Source organism: Pseudomonas sp. NPDC096950, from assembly GCF_044762525.1.
Lineage (GTDB): Bacteria > Pseudomonadota > Gammaproteobacteria > Pseudomonadales > Pseudomonadaceae > Aquipseudomonas.
Genome location: NZ_JBIWEL010000040.1, coordinates 269 through 16,687 on the forward strand (window position 1 = coordinate 269; position 16,419 = coordinate 16,687).

At 60.7% G+C, this 16,419-nt stretch carries 13 protein-coding genes and 1 pseudogene; 13 read left to right on the forward strand and 1 reads right to left on the reverse strand.

Going from position 1 to position 16,419, the window contains the following annotated elements; genetic code table 11:
* Nucleotides 1-317 (reverse strand): annotated as a pseudogene (locus tag ACIQY3_RS33220) (pyruvate dehydrogenase (acetyl-transferring), homodimeric type); the annotation flags it as partial.
* A gap of 383 nt (nt 318-700) precedes the next feature.
* On the opposite strand from ACIQY3_RS33220, the gene glnE reads away from it, so the two are divergent.
* From glnE to ACIQY3_RS33285, 13 genes are all read left to right on the forward strand, one after another.
* Nucleotides 701-3,640: a bifunctional [glutamate--ammonia ligase]-adenylyl-L-tyrosine phosphorylase/[glutamate--ammonia-ligase] adenylyltransferase gene (gene glnE, locus ACIQY3_RS33225; protein WP_403028697.1), complete on the forward strand. Its 2,940-nt coding sequence runs from the start codon at nt 701-703 to the stop codon at nt 3,638-3,640.
* A 375-nt stretch (nt 3,641-4,015) separates the two neighbouring features.
* A complete protein-coding gene (gene waaF / locus ACIQY3_RS33230) occupies nt 4,016-5,050 on the forward strand; it encodes a lipopolysaccharide heptosyltransferase II (RefSeq protein ID WP_403028699.1) in 1,035 nt (344 codons plus the stop codon).
* Nucleotide 5,051: 1 nt separating this feature from the next.
* Nucleotides 5,052-6,113 (forward strand): lipopolysaccharide heptosyltransferase I, encoded by a 1,062-nt coding sequence (gene waaC, locus ACIQY3_RS33235; RefSeq protein ID WP_123510928.1) that lies wholly within the window; start codon nt 5,052-5,054, stop codon nt 6,111-6,113.
* Entirely contained in the window at nt 6,113-7,234 is a 1,122-nt protein-coding gene (locus tag ACIQY3_RS33240; RefSeq protein WP_403028702.1) for a glycosyltransferase family 4 protein, read from the forward strand. Before waaC ends, ACIQY3_RS33240 begins: the two co-directional genes overlap by 1 nt.
* Nucleotides 7,234-8,040: a lipopolysaccharide core heptose(I) kinase RfaP gene (gene rfaP / locus ACIQY3_RS33245; protein WP_403028707.1), complete on the forward strand. Its 807-nt coding sequence runs from the start codon at nt 7,234-7,236 to the stop codon at nt 8,038-8,040. The genes ACIQY3_RS33240 and rfaP overlap by 1 nt, the downstream gene beginning before the upstream one ends.
* The gene (locus ACIQY3_RS33250) at nt 8,040-8,774 is read left to right on the forward strand and encodes a lipopolysaccharide kinase InaA family protein (RefSeq protein WP_403028710.1); all 735 of its coding nucleotides are present in this window, start codon (nt 8,040-8,042) and stop codon (nt 8,772-8,774) included. Before rfaP ends, ACIQY3_RS33250 begins: the two co-directional genes overlap by 1 nt.
* A complete protein-coding gene (locus ACIQY3_RS33255) occupies nt 8,771-9,523 on the forward strand; it encodes a lipopolysaccharide kinase InaA family protein (protein WP_403028712.1) in 753 nt (250 codons plus the stop codon). The genes ACIQY3_RS33250 and ACIQY3_RS33255 overlap by 4 nt, the downstream gene beginning before the upstream one ends.
* The gene (locus ACIQY3_RS33260; protein ID WP_403028715.1) at nt 9,523-10,974 is read left to right on the forward strand and encodes a lipopolysaccharide kinase InaA family protein; all 1,452 of its coding nucleotides are present in this window, start codon (nt 9,523-9,525) and stop codon (nt 10,972-10,974) included. Before ACIQY3_RS33255 ends, ACIQY3_RS33260 begins: the two co-directional genes overlap by 1 nt.
* A gap of 220 nt (nt 10,975-11,194) precedes the next feature.
* Nucleotides 11,195-11,527 carry a YceK/YidQ family lipoprotein gene (locus ACIQY3_RS33265; protein ID WP_403028718.1) on the forward strand — a complete coding sequence of 111 codons (333 nt, stop codon included), beginning with the start codon at nt 11,195-11,197 and terminating at the stop codon, nt 11,525-11,527.
* Nucleotides 11,528-11,532: 5 nt separating this feature from the next.
* A complete protein-coding gene (locus ACIQY3_RS33270) occupies nt 11,533-12,417 on the forward strand; it encodes a DUF3800 domain-containing protein (RefSeq protein WP_403028720.1) in 885 nt (294 codons plus the stop codon).
* Nucleotides 12,418-12,644: 227 nt separating this feature from the next.
* Complete coding sequence (locus ACIQY3_RS33275; protein WP_403028722.1) at nt 12,645-14,402, forward strand: carbamoyltransferase; 1,758 nt, start codon at nt 12,645-12,647, stop codon at nt 14,400-14,402.
* The gene (locus ACIQY3_RS33280; protein ID WP_403028725.1) at nt 14,386-15,516 is read left to right on the forward strand and encodes a glycosyltransferase; all 1,131 of its coding nucleotides are present in this window, start codon (nt 14,386-14,388) and stop codon (nt 15,514-15,516) included. The genes ACIQY3_RS33275 and ACIQY3_RS33280 overlap by 17 nt, the downstream gene beginning before the upstream one ends.
* Nucleotides 15,516-16,412 (forward strand): antimicrobial resistance protein Mig-14, encoded by an 897-nt coding sequence (locus ACIQY3_RS33285; protein ID WP_403028727.1) that lies wholly within the window; start codon nt 15,516-15,518, stop codon nt 16,410-16,412. Before ACIQY3_RS33280 ends, ACIQY3_RS33285 begins: the two co-directional genes overlap by 1 nt.
* The last annotated feature ends 7 nt before the right edge of the window (nt 16,413-16,419 follow it).

Genomic DNA, 16,419 nt, shown 5'->3' on the forward strand with positions numbered 1-16,419 from the left:
GCGAAGCTGGAGATGTGACCGCCCAGGTCCGAATCTTTCAGGTTCGTACGCATCACCATGGCCATCGCGTTCCAGCGAACCAACGAGCGAATGCGGCGTTCCATGAACAGGTCGCCAGGCATGCGTGCTTCGTGGGTTACTGGAATGGTGTTGCGGTATGGCGTGGTGATGGCGTAAGGCAATTGCGAACCGCTGCGGGTCGCCAATTCGCCCATACGGGTCATCAGATAGTGAGCGCGGTCTTCGCCTTCTTTGTCGAGAACCGATTCCAGGGCGTCCAGCCATTCCTGGGTTTCGACGGGATCGAGGTCTTGCATGGCTTGCTCCAGGGCGGAAAGGCTTCCAGAATCGGTTGCCTGAGTTTGCGACTGGCCTTGTGGGCAGACGATATAAATTCTTGGATTGCCGAGAGGTTGTTCCGGCGGCGTGTAGTTTTACTACAAATCAACGGGCATTTCAGCCTTTCGAATGTATAGACGAGTAGTAAAACTACAGATGAATGGCTTGTGGCCTCCGGCTGCGTTGTGAGAATAATCGTTAAGGTTGGTCTTTTGCCAACCGAAAAAGGTGAAAGCTTGATGTTGGCTGCCAAAATAAAAGAAATTTCAGCTATTTCTAACCTTTGTTCGACAGTCGGTCACGTAGCGTGTTTTCAAAATTCACTACATGCAGCCCTTCACACGCCGATCAAGGATAGACCATGACCCTGCCTTCGCTTGCCGAACTGCCCGCCATTCTCCAGCCGTTGGTCACCCGTGCGGAGCAGTCGTTCCGCACTGCCGTCGGCTTATTAGAAGACGACCATGGCCTGTCTGCCTGGACGCCGGATCGCTGGGCGCAATTTGCCCGGGTCAGCGCCGCCAGCGACTTCGTGATTGAACAGAGCGTTCGTGACCCTTTGATGTTGCTGGGGCTGGTGCAGTCCGGCGAACTCGATCGCGGCTTTGCCCCCGGCGAGCTGTGCGCGCAGATCGCCGCAGCGGTAAACGCCGCTGAAAGCGAAGACGAACTCGGCCGTGCCCTGCGCCGACAGCGCACCCGCCAGCAAGTACGGATCATCTGGCGCGACCTGACCCGCCAGGCGGACTTGGTCCAGACCTGCCGCGACCTCTCGGACATGGCCGATGCCAGCATCGATCAGGCCTATCAGTGGTTGTACTCGCGGCATTGCCAGCAATTCGGCGTGCCCACCGGCCGGCGCAGCGGCGAGCCGCAGCAAATGGTCATCCTCGGCATGGGCAAGCTCGGCGCGGTGGAGCTGAACCTGTCGTCGGACATCGACCTGATCTTCGCCTACCCCGAAGGCGGCGAAACCGTGGGCGTGAAGCGCTCTCTGGATAACCAGGAATTTTTCATTCGTCTCGGCCAGCGCCTGATCAAGGCCCTCGACCCGATGACCGTCGACGGTTTTGTATTTCGCGTCGACATGCGCCTGCGCCCTTACGGTTCGGCCGGTGCGTTGGTGTTGAGCTTCAACGCGCTGGAACAGTATTACCAGGACCAGGGCCGCGACTGGGAACGCTACGCGATGATCAAGTCGCGGGTGGTGGCCGGCGATCAAGTGGCTGGCGCGCAGTTGCAGGAAATGCTGCGGCCGTTCGTTTACCGCCGTTACCTGGACTTCTCCGCCATCGAAGCGCTGCGCACCATGAAGCAGTTGATTCAGCAGGAAGTCCGGCGCAAAGGCATGGCCGACAACATCAAGCTCGGCTCCGGCGGCATTCGTGAAGTCGAGTTCATCGCCCAGGCGTTCCAGTTGATCCACGGCGGTCGCGACCTGAGCCTGCAACAACGTCCGCTATTAAAAGTACTGAGCACGCTGGAAGGGCAGGGTTATTTGCCGGCGCCGGTGATCAGCGAGTTGCGCGACGGCTACGAATTCCTGCGTTACACCGAACACGCGATCCAGGCGATCGCCGACCGCCAGACCCAAATGCTGCCGGATGGCGCACAGGATCAGGCGCGGATTGCGTTCATGCTTGGCTTTGCCGATTGGGACGCGTTCCATGAGCGGCTGATGTATTGGCGCGGCCGGGTGGCGTGGCACTTTGCGCAGGTGATTGCCGATCCTGACGAAGAGGAAGGCACTGAAGCCGAAGTGGTGGTCGGTGGCGAATGGTTGCCGCTGTGGGAAGAGTCCCAGGATGAAGAGGCCGCTTGCCGGCAGTTGGAGCAGGGTGGTTTTGCCGATGCTTCCAAGGCCCTGAAAACCTTGGCCAGCCTGCGTGGCAGTCCGCAACTGCGCGCCATGCAACGCCTGGGGCGCGAACGCCTCGATGCCTTTATCCCACGCTTGCTGGCCCAAGCCGTAGAGCACGCCAATCCCGACCTGGTGTTGGAGCGGGTGCTGCCGCTGGTTGAAGCGGTGGCCCGGCGTTCGGCTTATTTAGTGTTGCTGACGGAAAACCCAGGCGCCCTGCGCCGCTTGCTGACCTTGTGCGCGGCGAGTCCATGGATTGCCGAGCAGATCACCCGCTTCCCGTTGCTGCTCGATGAGTTGCTCAACGAAGGCCGACTGTTCAAGCCGCCGCTGGCGCCGGAACTGGCCGCCGAGTTGCGCGAGCGCCTGACGCGGATTCCCGAAGATGACCTCGAACAGCAGATGGAAGCCCTGCGGCATTTCAAACTGGCGCACCGCTTGCGGGTGGCGGCGTCGGAAATCTCCGGCAGCTTGCCGTTGATGAAAGTCAGCGATTACCTGACCTGGCTCGCCGAAGCGATCCTCGAACAAGTGCTGGCCCTGGCCTGGCGCCAGACCGTGGCCAAATACGGCACGCCGCTGCGCACCGATGGCACCTTGTGCGATCCCGGCTTCGTGATTGTCGGTTATGGGAAGGTCGGCGGCCTGGAGTTGGGGCATGGTTCGGACCTGGACCTGGTGTTTGTCCACGACGGCGATCCGCAGGCGGAAACCGACGGGGCGAAACCCATCGACGGCGCGCAGTTCTTCACCCGGTTGGGGCAGCGGATCATTCACTTGCTCACGGCGCAGACCAACTCCGGCCAGTTGTATGAAGTGGACATGCGTCTGCGGCCGTCCGGTGCATCCGGGTTGCTGGTGAGTTCCCTCGGTGCGTTTGCCCGCTATCAGGAAAATGAAGCCTGGACCTGGGAGCATCAGGCACTGGTGCGGGCGCGGGTGCTGGTGGGCAGTCAGGATGTCGGCCAGGCGTTCGAGAAGGTACGCGCGGCGATTTTGGGCAAGGCCCGGGATTTGCCGACCTTGCGTCAGGAGGTCAGCGAGATGCGCGCCAAGATGCGCGATAACCTCGGCAGCAAGAGCACCGCCGCCGGCACCGGAGCAAATGCCTTCGAGGCCACGGCGCCGTTCGATCTCAAGCAGGACGCCGGAGGTATCGTCGATATTGAATTTATGGTGCAATACGCGGCCCTGGCGTGGTCCGAACAGCACCCGTCATTGCTGCGCTGGACCGACAACATCCGCATTCTGGAAGAGTTGGAAAAGGCCGGGCTGATGCCCGTCGAGGATGCCAGTCTGTTGCGCGAGGCCTATAAAGCCTACCGCTCCGCCGCTCACCGACAGGCCTTGCAGAAGGATCCCGGGGTGATACCGGGCGACCAGTTCGCAGACGAGCGGCGCCAGGTGTTGCGAATCTGGAAAGAGATGGGGTTAAGCTGAAGCTGTACAGATGCAGCACCAAATACCCCCTGTGGGAGCGAGCCTGCTCGCGAAAGCGGAGTATCAGTCACCACTGATGCTGGATGTGCCAGCGCCTTCGCGAGCAGGCTCGCTCCCACAGTAGATCTGCAGTGTTTGGGAGATTTAGGTACCAGCATCCCAGGTAGATCCACAGTGTTTGGTAGATTGGATTAGCTAAGCTACACCGCACTGGATGTGCACCAATACCCAATGTGGGAGCGGGCTTGCTCGCGATAGTGGAGTGACAGTCGACAGCAATGTTGAAGGTGATGACCCATCGCAAGCCACCTCGCTTCCGCAGTGATTCTCGAGGCGGGGAGGCGTATGCCTCCCCGGTTCGTTTTTGGAAACCACATGAAAATTCTGATCGTTGGGCCCAGTTGGGTCGGTGACATGGTGATGGCGCAGACACTGTTTCAGTGTCTCAAGCAACGCCACCCGCAATGCGAAATCGACGTCCTGGCCCCTGAGTGGAGCCGGCCGATCCTGGAACGCATGCCCGAAGTGCGCCAGGCCTTGAGCTTCCCGCTCGGCCACGGCGCCCTTGAGTTGGCGACCCGCCGGCGCATCGGCAAATCCCTGGCCGGCCAGTACGACCAGGCGATCCTGCTGCCCAATTCCCTGAAGTCGGCGCTGGTGCCGTTCTTCGCCGGCATCCCGAAACGCACCGGCTGGCGTGGCGAATTCCGCTACGGCCTGCTCAATGACGTGCGCACGCTGGATAAAGAACGTTACCCGCTGATGATCGAACGCTTCATGGCCCTGGCCTATGAGTCGGGCGCTGATCTGCCGAAACCTTATCCACGCCCGAGCCTGCAAATCGATCCGGTCACCCGCGAAGCGGCGCTGACCAAGTTCGGCCTGGCCCTGGATCGTCCGGTGTTGGTCCTGTGCCCCGGTGCCGAGTTTGGCGAGTCCAAGCGCTGGCCGTCCGAGCACTACGCCAAAGTCGCCGAAGCGAAGATCCGTGAAGGCTGGCAGGTCTGGTTGTTCGGTTCGAAAAACGATCACGCGGTCGGCGAAGACATTCGCGCGCGGCTGATTCCCGGTTTGCGTGAAGAGTCGGTGAACCTCAGCGGCGGCACGTCCCTGGCCGAAGCGATCGACCTGATGTCCTGCGCCGACGCGGTGGTGTCCAACGACTCCGGCCTGATGCACGTTGCCGCGGCGCTGAACCGTCCGCTGGTCGCCGTCTACGGCTCGACCTCGCCGGGTTTCACCCCGCCGCTGGCCGAGCACGTCGAGATCGTGCGCCTGGGCCTCGATTGCAGCCCTTGTTTCGATCGCACTTGCCGCTTCGGCCATTACAACTGCCTGCGCCAGTTGGCGCCGCAACCGGTCAACGAAGCCTTGCAGCGGTTGCAGGGCACTGTGGTCGAGGTCAATTAGTTTGCGGGTACTGTTGATCAAGACTTCTTCGCTGGGCGACGTGATTCATGCGTTGCCAGCGTTGACCGACGCGGCGCGGGCGATCCCCGGCATCACGTTCGACTGGGTGGTGGAAGAAGGCTTTGCCGAGATTCCGACCTGGCACCCGGCCGTGGGCAAAGTGATCCCGGTGGCGATCCGTCGCTGGCGCAAGAACATCTGGCAAACCATCAAGAGTGGCGAGTGGAAGCGCTTCAAACAAAGCGTTCGCGCCACCAAATATGACCTGGTGATCGACGCCCAGGGCCTGCTGAAAAGCGCCTGGCTGACTCGCTACGTCAAGGCCCCGGTGGCCGGGCTGGACAAGGATTCGGCCCGCGAACCGATGGCCGCACGTTTCTACTCCCGACGCCTCGCGGTCGGTCGCGGCCAGCACGCGGTCGAGCGGGTGCGCCAGTTGTTCGCGTTGGCGTTGGGCTACGACTTGCCCAAAGGCCTGGGCGATTACGGCTTGAACGTCGAGCGTCTGGTCGAGCTGCCGCGCAAGAATCCATACGTGCTGTTCCTGCACGGCACCACCTGGGACACCAAGCACTGGCCCGAAGCCTACTGGCGTGAACTGGCCGAGCGCGTTGGTCACCTCGGTGTCGCTGTGAAACTGCCGTGGGGCAACCCGATCGAGAAGGCTCGCGCCGAACGCATCGCCGCGGGTTTCCGCCACGTCGAAGTGCTGCCGAAACTGAATCTGGCCGGCGTCGGCAAAGTCTTGGCCGGCGCCCAGGCTTGCGTTGCGGTGGATACCGGTCTCGGTCATCTGGCCGCCGCGCTGGATGTGCCGACCCTGTCGCTGTTCGGCCCGACCAATCCGGGCCTGACCGGCGCCTACGGCAAGGCGCAGATTCACATCGCCAGCGACTTCCCCTGCGCGCCGTGCCTGCAAAAGAAATGCACCTATCAACCGACGGCCGAAGACGCCCGTCAGTTTGACCTGAAACGCGAGTGGCCCCTGTGCTTCACGCGTCTGAATCCCCAGCGTGTCGCCAGCCGACTGAGCACGTTGTTACTGGCTGAGGAGCTGCGCTGATGCAATTGGCTTTTGTCCTTTATAAATACTTTCCATTTGGCGGTTTGCAGCGAGATTTCATGCGCATCGCCCTGGAGTGTCAGCAGCGCGGTCACAAGATCCGCGTCTACACGCTGATCTGGGAAGGCGATGTGCCGCCGGGTTTCGAAGTGCTGGTGGCGCCGGTCAAAGCGTTCTTCAATCATCGGCGTAACGAAAAACTCAGCGAATGGATGGAGGCCGACCTGGCCAAGCGTCCGGTGGATCGCCTGATCGGTTTCAACAAGATGCCGGGCCTGGACGTCTACTACGCCGCCGACGGCTGCTTCGAAGACAAGGCGCAGAATTTGCGCAACTCGCTGTACCGCCGTTGGGGCCGCTACCGGCACTTCGCCGAGTACGAGCGCGCGGTGTTCGCCAAGGACGCCAAGACTGAAGTGTTGATGATTTCCGAAGTCCAGCAGCCGCTGTTCATCAAGCATTACGACACGCCGCTGGAACGCTTCCATTTGCTGCCGCCGGGTATCTCCCAGGACCGTCGCGCACCGGCGAATGCGGCCGAGATTCGCGCCGAGTTCCGTCGTGAATTCAACCTCAAGGATGACGATTTGCTGCTGGTGCAGATTGGCTCCGGGTTCAAGACCAAGGGTGTGGATCGCAGCCTCAAGGCGCTGGCCGCGCTGCCGTCGGACCTGAAAAAACGCACCCGGCTGTTTGTAATTGGCCAGGATGACCCCAAATTGTTCCAGATGCAGAGCGCCACACTGGGGCTCGGCGACAACGTGACGTTCCTCAAGGGTCGCAGCGATATCCCGCGTTTCCTGCTGGGCGCCGACCTGTTGATTCACCCGGCGTACAACGAAAACACCGGCACGGTGCTGCTTGAAGCGCTGGTGGCCGGGTTGCCGGTGCTGGTGAGCGCGGTGTGTGGTTACGCCCATTACATCGCCGAGGCCGACGCAGGCCTGGTGTTGGACGAACCCTTCGATCAGGCGCAGCTCACGCAGTATCTGACCGGCATGTTGAACGATCCTCAAGCACGGGCGGCCTGGAGCCGCAACGGTCTGGCCTTCGCCGAGACGGCCGACCTCTACAGCATGCCGCAGCACGCGGCCGATGTGATTCTGGCGGAGCACGCTTAATGAAGTTGATGCTGGCTGAACCGTTCAAGAGCCTTTGGGCCGGACGCGACCCGTTCGCCGAAGTCGAGGGCTTGCAGGGCGAGGTGTACCGCGAGCTCGAAGCGCGCCGGACTTTGCGCACCGAAGTGGACGGCAACGGGTTTTTCGTGAAGATTCACCGTGGCGTCGGCTGGGGCGAGATCTTCAAGAACCTGCTCACCGCCAAGCTGCCGGTACTCGGCGCGGGCCAGGAGTGGAAGGCCATTCAGCGCCTGCAAGACGTCGGCGTGCCGACCATGACCGCCGTGGCTTACGGCGAGAAGGGCAGCAACCCGGCGGACCAGCACTCGTTCATCGTCACCGAAGAACTGGCGCCGACCGTCAGCCTGGAAGATTTCAGCATCGATTGGGTCAAGAGCCCGCCTGAGCCGACACTCAAACGGGCGCTGATTGCCGAAGTCGCGCGCATGACCGGCATGATGCACCGCGCCGGGGTCAACCACCGCGACTGCTACATCTGCCACTTTCTGCTGCACACCGATAAACCGGTGACGGCGGACGACTTCAAGCTCTCGGTGATCGACCTGCACCGCGCCCAGACCCGCCCGGCGATTACCCAGCGCTGGCGCAATAAAGATCTGGCGGCGCTGTACTTTTCGGCCCTCGACATCGGCCTGACCCAGCGCGACAAACTGCGCTTCCTCAAGGGCTACTTCCAGCAGCCGTTGCGCCAGATCCTGGCCGAGGAAGCGGCGCTGTTGAGCTGGCTCGAAGGCAAGGCCAACAAGCTCTACGACCGTAAACAGCGATACGGGGATGCGCTCTGATGCCGGGTTGGAAACTCGAACCTGCCTACAGTGATCTCGCCGAAGATTTCGGCAGTCTGGAAGCAGTGTTTGCCCTGAAGGGCGAGCGCCTGACCCGTGATCCGTTGTCCGAGGTGATCCGCGTCAATCGCAACGGCGTCAACTATTACGTCAAGCGTTACGTCGGTGCCGGCAAAGGCCTGCGCCGCTATTTAGGCAAGCCACGGGTGAAAGCCGAGTGGCAAAACCTCAAGCGCTTCGCCAAGTGGGGCATTCCGACCGCCGAAGTGGTGGCCTGGGGCTTGGAGCGTCGCGGTGCAGCGTACGACCGTGGGGCGATGATCACCCGCGAGTTGCCGAACACCGAAGACTTGTCAGCCCTGGCCGACCGGCATGACCCGAAACTGGCGGACCGCGCCTGGGTCGACAACATCAGTCGGCAACTGGCGGGTTACACCCGGACCATGCACGACAATCGCTTCACCCATAACGATTTGAAGTGGCGCAACCTGCTGATCGACGATAACGCCCGGCTGTTCCTGATCGATTGCCCCAACGGCGATTTCTGGCGCGGCTTCTGGCTCAAGTACCGGATCACCAAGGACCTGGCCTGTCTCGACAAGGTGGCCAAGTATCACTTGTCGGCCACCCAGCGCCTGCGCTTCTACTTGCAATACCGTGGGCGTGAGCGCCTGAATGCCGCCGACAAGAAGCGTATTCGGCACGTGGTGAGATTTTTCGAGGGACGCGAATGACTGATTTTCTGGCCGCTGAGGACCGTGCGCTGCTTGAGCGTCACGGCCTCGGCACCTTCGACGCCCTGTGGGCCAAGCAGCTCGACGCGGTGGATGAACCCAACACCGCGCGCGGCGGCTGGAGCAGTGTGTTTCGGCTGGACCTGGAAGGTCAGGGGTTTTACCTCAAGCGCCAGAGCAACTACCTGACGCGCACCTTTCATGCGCCGTTCGGCGAGCCAAGTTTCGCCCGTGAGTTTCGCAACATCACCCGCTATCAAAAGATGGGCATCCCGGCGCTGCAAGCGGCGTTCTTCGGTGAGCGCAAAGTCAACGGCGAAGTCCGGGCGATTCTGCTGACCCGTGCGCTGGATGGCTGGGATGACCTGGATTCGCTGTTGCAGCGTTGGTCGGACCTGAGCGAAGCGCAGCACTCGGCGATCCTGCACGCCTGCGGTCAACTGGCGCGACGCCTGCACGGCGTGCGTCAGGTCCATGGTTGTTTCTACCCCAAACACATTTTCCTGCGGGCCACCGGCGACGGTTACCAGGCGCAATTGATCGACCTGGAAAAAACCCGGCCGTTGCTGTTCGGCCAGCGTGACCGGATCAAGGATCTGGAGCCGCTGCTGCGCCGGGCACCGGAGTGGGACGAGGGCCAGTTGCGCGAGTTGTTGGCAAGTTATGTGGACCAGCCCAAAGACAGTTCGCTGGTGGACAACTGGGTTTCGCGACTGACCGCGCGGCGCAGTCACAAGGAGACGCGTTGATGCGGTTGTCCGAACTGAAAAACGCCGGCCGCAGTCCGAGCCTGCCGTTGAGCATTCCACTGGCGGATGCCGCCGGGCCTGCCGACTTGCAGCTGTTAACGCTGTTGCGCGTTTTGCCGGGGCAGCGTTACGTCGGTGCCGGTGTCTGGCGCGGACGGCCGGTGTTGGCCAAGTTGCTGGTGGGCAGCAAAGCGGCACGCCACTTTCAACGCGAACGCGATGGTGTGCGTTTGCTCGCCGATCAGGGCCTGACCACGCCGCAACTGTTGGCGGATGGCTTGAAGGACGGCGAGGGCGGTTGGTTGCTGTTCGATTTCATCGAAGGTGCCGAGAGTCTTGGCGACACCTGGAAACAGGTCGAGCACCTGCCGGTATTGGCGGACATGCAAGGCGCGGTACTGGCCGAGGCGTTGGGCGCCATCGGCCAAATGCATCGCAAAGGTCTGTGGCAGGAAGATTTGCATCTCGACAATCTCCTGCGCCAGCGCGGTCGGTTGTACTTGATCGATGGCGGCGGCGTCTGCGCCGAAACTCCAGGCCAACCGTTGTCGCGCCAGAAAGTCCTGGAAAACCTCGGGGTGTTTTTCGCCCAGTTACCCAAGTCGCTGGAACCGTTCACCGAAGAATTGCTGGTGTATTACCTGTTGAGCAACGGCGAACATGCCTTGCCGATGGAAGCCTTGCAGAAGCAAATCGACAAGGTGCGCCGCTGGCGCTTGAAGGACTTCCTGATCAAGTGCGGCCGCGAATGCACGCTGTTCAGCGTCCAGCGCGGAGCGTTTGGCTTGCGGGCGATTCGTCGCGAAGAGGAGGCGGCGATGTTGCCGGTGCTGGAACAGGCCGATGCCTTGCTCGATCAGGGTCACCTGTACAAGACCGGCGGCGCGGCGAGCGTTGGCAAGGTCGACGTGGCCGGGCGAACCCTGGTGATCAAGCGCTACAACATCAAGGGATTTGCCCATTGGCTCAAGCGCTTCTGGCGTCCGAGCCGGGCCTGGCATTCCTGGCGCGAAGGCAATCGCCTAGCATTTTTGGGTATAGCGACGCCGAAGCCGCTGGCCGTGCTGGAGAAGCGTTTTCTCTGGCTGCGCAGTCGGGCATATCTGGTGACCGAGTACCTGGCGGGGCCGGACATCATCGAGCGGTTTGCGCCGTACGTTGAGAGTGGCGAAGCGCCGGAAGCCGAGTTGCTGGCGCTGGATCACCTGTTCGCCGAATTGATTCGCGAGCGGATCAGCCATGGGGACTTCAAAGGCCATAACCTGTTCTGGCAGCAGGATCGCTGGGCGCTGATTGATCTGGATTCCATGTGTCAGCACGGCTCTGTGGGCAGCTTTGCCCCGGCCTATGCGCGGGATCGAGCTCGGTTTATGCGCAACTGGCCGGAGAGCAGTGCGTTGTATCAGGTGATCGATCAGCGTTTGCCTAAAGACATCTCCAGCGCGGCCTGAATCGCCTTCGCGAGCAAGCCCGCTCCCACATTTGGAATGCATTCCCCTGTGGGAGCGGGCTTGCTCGCGAAGAGGCCCGCACATCAAACACAAAATCCCCCGGTCGGTCATCGGCGGACAGGTTCTTAAGAACCTTCCTACACAATCCACAGACCCCATGAACTGTGCTCTGAATAACCCCGATGCTAGTTTGCCTGACGATTCCGAAAGGCAAATTCAGATGAAAAAAATGGCCATGCTGCTGGGCGCTTGTTCACTGACCTTATCCGGCTGCGGCACCGCCGTCACCGTCCTGCAAGACGACGCCGACGCCGCCCGCGGCCTGCGCAAACAAAAGACCTACTGCCAGTCCATCCCCCGGGTCTACAGCGGCCTGGCCTACGACTTCTGCGTACTGAACGCACCCCCCGACCCCACCGGATTCCTGGTGCCGCTGGTATTGCTGGATTTGAGCCTGTCGGGCGTGCTGGATACTGTTTTCCTGCCCTATACGATTTATCGGCAAGGCGTGGACGGCAATATCAATATTTATTGGCGGGCAGGGCGTGGGTAACTCTTTTGTCTCAACAGTTTTTTCTTTTTGAAAACGAAAACGAAAACGAAAACGAAAACGAAAGCGAAGCCGAGGCTAATGTTGAGGCGCAAAAGCTATTGCTTTCGACCGGGAAATATAGCGACTTCATTATTTATGTCGACGAGAGCGGCGACCATGGAATGCAAACACTAGATCCAAACTATCCAATGTTTGTGCTCGCATTTTGTGTTTTTCATAAGAGGTATTATTGCGAAAAGGTCATTCCTTCCCTTCAGAAGTTTAAATTCAATCACATGGGGCACGACCTGATCGGTCTACATGAGCTGGAGATTCGAAAGGAAAAGGGCGCATTCTCTGGTCTCTTCCAGTCCAGGCAGCACAAACATGCATTTCTCGATGAGCTCACGGGCATCATTGAAGCAAGCAATTTTGTCCTGATCAGTTGCGTGATCGACAAGGCCGCCCTCCGCGAAAAAGAGGGCCCTGTTCACAATCCTTATCACGTCGCGCTCGGCTTTTGCCTGGAAACGCTTTATGAGTTTTTACAGGAAAAGAACCAGCAGAGAGCTTTGACTCATGTGATTTTCGAGCGGCGGGGGAAGAAAGAGGATAACGAGCTTGAGTTGGAGTTTCGCCGCATGTGCGATGGCGCGAACCGATTGGGCTTTCAGTTGCCGTTCGAAATCGTTTTTGCGACTAAACAAGTGAATTCTACGGGGTTACAGCTAGCGGATCTTGTTGCAAGACCCATTGGTATAAGTGTTTTGCGGCCCGTACAGGAAAATCGTGCCTTTGACGTGCTCAAGCGTAAGTTCTATTGCAGTGGCGGTCGTAACAATGTGGGAGAGGGTTTCGAAAATTGGGGTTTAAAAATTTTCCCTCTCTCAGAAAGCGAAAAGCCCCGATGAAACTCACCGAGGCTACAACGCCGACCGGGATCTCCCAGTCCATTTGCGCAGGAGTCTAAGTCGAGGTCGTTTGTCTGTCAACGAGCGACCCCGCGACTTCCCGCTAGAGGCTTGCCGTCGCTTTTAAGCTATAATCCCGCCCTTTAGCTGTCTCTCGCCCCTTGCGAGGGCACATTAATTTTTGAGGCGCTTGTCGCCTGAATGCAGACTAAAGAGGCTAGACCCCTGTGGCATTGACGATTCTTGGCCTGTCCGGCGCCCTTAGCCATGATCCTTCCGCAGCCTTGTACATCGACGGCAAGCTGGTCGCGGCGGCTGAGGAAGAGCGCTTCGTACGCGATAAACATGCAAAGAACCGCATGCCCTACGAATCGGCGAAGTTCTGCCTCGAACAGGCAGGCATCAAGCCGTCCGACGTTGACGTGGTGGCGATCCCGTTCGCCCCGATCAGCCTGTTCGGCAAGGCGCGCTGGCATTACGCCAAGCGTTACTGGTACGCCCCGGACCGCGCCCTCGATGCGATCCTGATGGGTAACCGTCGCTACAAGCGCTATCGCAACAAGATCGTGTTCTGTCTTGAGCAACTGGGTTTCGACCCGAAGAAAATCAAGATCGAACCGGTCGAGCATCACCTGGCCCACGCCTCCAGCGCTTACCACTGCTCCGGTTTCAAAGAGAAAACCGCGATCCTCGGGATCGATGGCAAGGGTGAGTACGCCACGACCTTCTTCGGCTACGGCGAAAACGGCAAGATCCACAAGATCAAGGAATTCTTCGATCCGGACTCCCTCGGCGGCCTGTACGGCGCGATCACCGAGTTCCTCGGTTTCGAGATGCTGGACGGCGAGTTCAAGGTCATGGGCATGGCGCCGTACGGCGATGCGACCAAGTACGATTTCTCGCGCCTGGCCTCGTTTGAAAACGGCGAGCTGGTGATCAACACCGACTACGCCAACGTCATCGGCCTGCGTCGCTACAAAGAGAAGGGCAAAGGTTTCTACTTCTCGCCGAAGCTGATCGAGTGGCTGGGGCCGAAGCGCGAAGGCGATATCGCCGACGAGCCGTACATCCACTACGCCGCCAGCATGCAAGCGCTGTTCGAAAAGATCTCGCTGCAGATGATCGACCACTACCTGGGCGACGTGCTCAAGGAAACCGGCAAGCTGGCCTTCGCCGGTGGCTGTGCGTTGAACGTCAAGCTGAACCAGAAAATCATTGCTCGCGATGACGTCAAGGAACTGTTCGTCCAGCCTGCATCCGGCGATGCCGGCACCGCAGTGGGCGCAGCAGCCTACGTGTCCCACGCCCGTGGCGTACCGGTCGAGAAGATGGAACACGTCTACCTCGGCCCGTCCTACAGCAACGAAGACGTGATCGCCGCGTGCGCCCGTCACCCGAGCAAGCCGACCTGGCGCAAGCTCGACAACATGCCGGAAAACATCGCCAAGATCATGGTCGATGGCAATCCGGTGGCCTGGTTCCAGGGCCGTATGGAGTTCGGTCCGCGTGCCTTGGGCGGTCGTTCGATCATCGGTTGCCCAAGTGCGACCGGCGTGGCTGACCGTATCAACCATCAGATCAAGTTCCGCGAGCGCTGGAGGCCTTTCTGCCCGTCGATGCTCGACACCGTGGCCCCGCAGATGATCAAGGTCGATCACCCGGCGCCGTTCATGACCTTCACCTTTGAAGTGGCGGAAGAGTGGAAGACCCGCGTGCCGGAAGTCGTCCATGAAGACGGCACGTCCCGGGCCCAGGTGCTCAAGCGCGAATACAACCCGCGCTACTACGACATGATGAAAGCGCTGGAAGTACTGACCGGAAACGGCGTGTCGCTGAACACCTCGCTCAACCGTCGTGGTGAGCCGATGATCTGCTCGCCGACCGACGCCCTGAACATGTTCTTCGGCTCCGACCTGCAATACCTGATCATGGAAGACATTCTGGTGGTCAAAGAAGGCGCGGACGCTTATGACACGCTCGGCTGAGCGCCATGTGCTGCAGTTCTGCCACGGCTATGACGGGCCGTTCCTTGACTGCGCCCGGCAGTACGCCAGCCTGTTCGCGGGGACGGGTTATCGGGTGACCACGGTCTTTCTGACCGGGGCCGCCGATGCCGAAGTCGCCGCGGGCTGCGCTTCCGACGAAGTGCTGTTCATGGAATACAGCTCCAAGGCCATTCGTGGCCTGAAGCTGGGCGCCATCAGCGATCTGCGCAAGATCGCCGCTTCGCGCAACTTCAGCTTCTGCATCGCGCACCGTTTCAAGCCGATCTACATCGCGTTGCTTGGCACCTCGTTGCCGGTGATTGGCGTGCACCACGCGTTTGGCGATTACAAACGTGGCACGCGCAAACTGTTCGCGCATATCTTCCGCAAGCGTTTGAGCCTGCTCGGCGTATCCGACGCGGTACGCGACGACATGCGCCAGTGCCTGCCGAAATGGCCGGCGGCGCGGATTCAGACGCTCTACAACCGTATCGATGTGCAAGGCTTGCAGGTCACTCAAGTGTCGGCTCGCGAGGCCCGGGAAACCCTCGGTCTGGCGGCGGATGCCTGGGTGGTCGGCAACGTTGGGCGCCTGCATCCGGACAAGGATCAGACCACGCTGCTGCACGGTTTTGCCGCGGCATTGCCGAGGTTGCCGGGCAACAGCCAACTGGTGATTCTCGGCTCCGGTCGCCTGGAGCAGAGCCTCAAGGATCTGGCCCGTGAACTCGGGATAGGCGACCGCGTGCTGTTCCTGGGGCAGGTGCCTGATGCCCGGCGCTACTTCCGTGCTTTTGACGTGTTTGCCCTGAGCTCCGATAACGAACCGTTCGGCATGGTGCTGCTTGAAGCCATGGCCGCCGGCGTGCCGTTGCTGGCGACGGCGTGCGGCGGGGCGAAGGAAGTGGTCGAAGGCGTGGGCATTCTGTTCCCGCTGGGCGATGCCGAACACCTGGCGCAAGGGCTGCAGCATTTGGCCGCGATGGACGAGCAGCAACGTCGCCAGTGCGCGGAGATGATGCTCGACCGCCTGCGTGAGCGCTTCAGCGACCGCGCAGTGCGCGACGCTTTCTGGCATTTGCCACACGTTACCGAACTGGCACAGAGGGGCTGATGCTCAACCGATTTCAAGGCTGGCGCGAACGTGGCTGGGCGTCTGTCGACGCCTCGACTTACGCCGATGCCTGGCAGCGTTTTGGCGGCAGCGTTGCGACTCATCCGATGGTCGTCGAGCGGCTGGCAGCGCTGGCAGAAATCCCGGTGCGCTACCTGGCCTGGGAGCAAAACGGCGAAGTCAAAGCCGCGATCCCGACCTGGGGACGCGACCTTGCCTTGTCCAAGGACGTGCTCAAGCGCAGCGGCAAGAAAGGCCTGTTCGACCTCGGCAATGCCGAACTGATCCTGCCGGCCGCCGCCGATGCCCAGGCCCCCTTGCGGCATCGTGGACGTTATCTGTCGGCGCTGAATGAAGGTCGCTTCACGGGCATCAAGTTGCAGACCGAGCAACTGGCCATGGCCCGAACCCCCGAAGAATTGTCGAAGAAGTTTCGCTACAACCAGCGCCGCGAACTGCGTTTGCTGGAAGAGGCGGGCGGGGTGGTGCGGCCGGTCAGCGAGTTTTCCAGCAGTGAGCTGGCGGCGATCTACTGCGACCTGTTTCAGCGCCGCTGGGGCTTCCCGGCCACCGGTGCGGCGCGCATGGGCGAAGTGATCGAGTTGCTGCGCGAGCTGCTGATCGGCTCGGTGATTTTCCTCAACGATGCGCCGATCGCAATTCAGTTGGTGTACCGCGTCGAGGCGCCGCAGTGGATCAGCGTCGAGTACATCAATGGCGGCGTCGACCCTGAAACCCGCGAATTCAGCCCTGGCAGCGTGCTGAGTTTCCTCAACACCCAAAGTGCCTGGGAGCACGCTCGAGCCCTGGATAAACCCTTGCGGTTTTCCTTCGGTCGGGCTGACCGTGAATACAAGGACCGCTGGTGCAATCCTGTGCCGGTCTTCACCGTATGAGCCAACC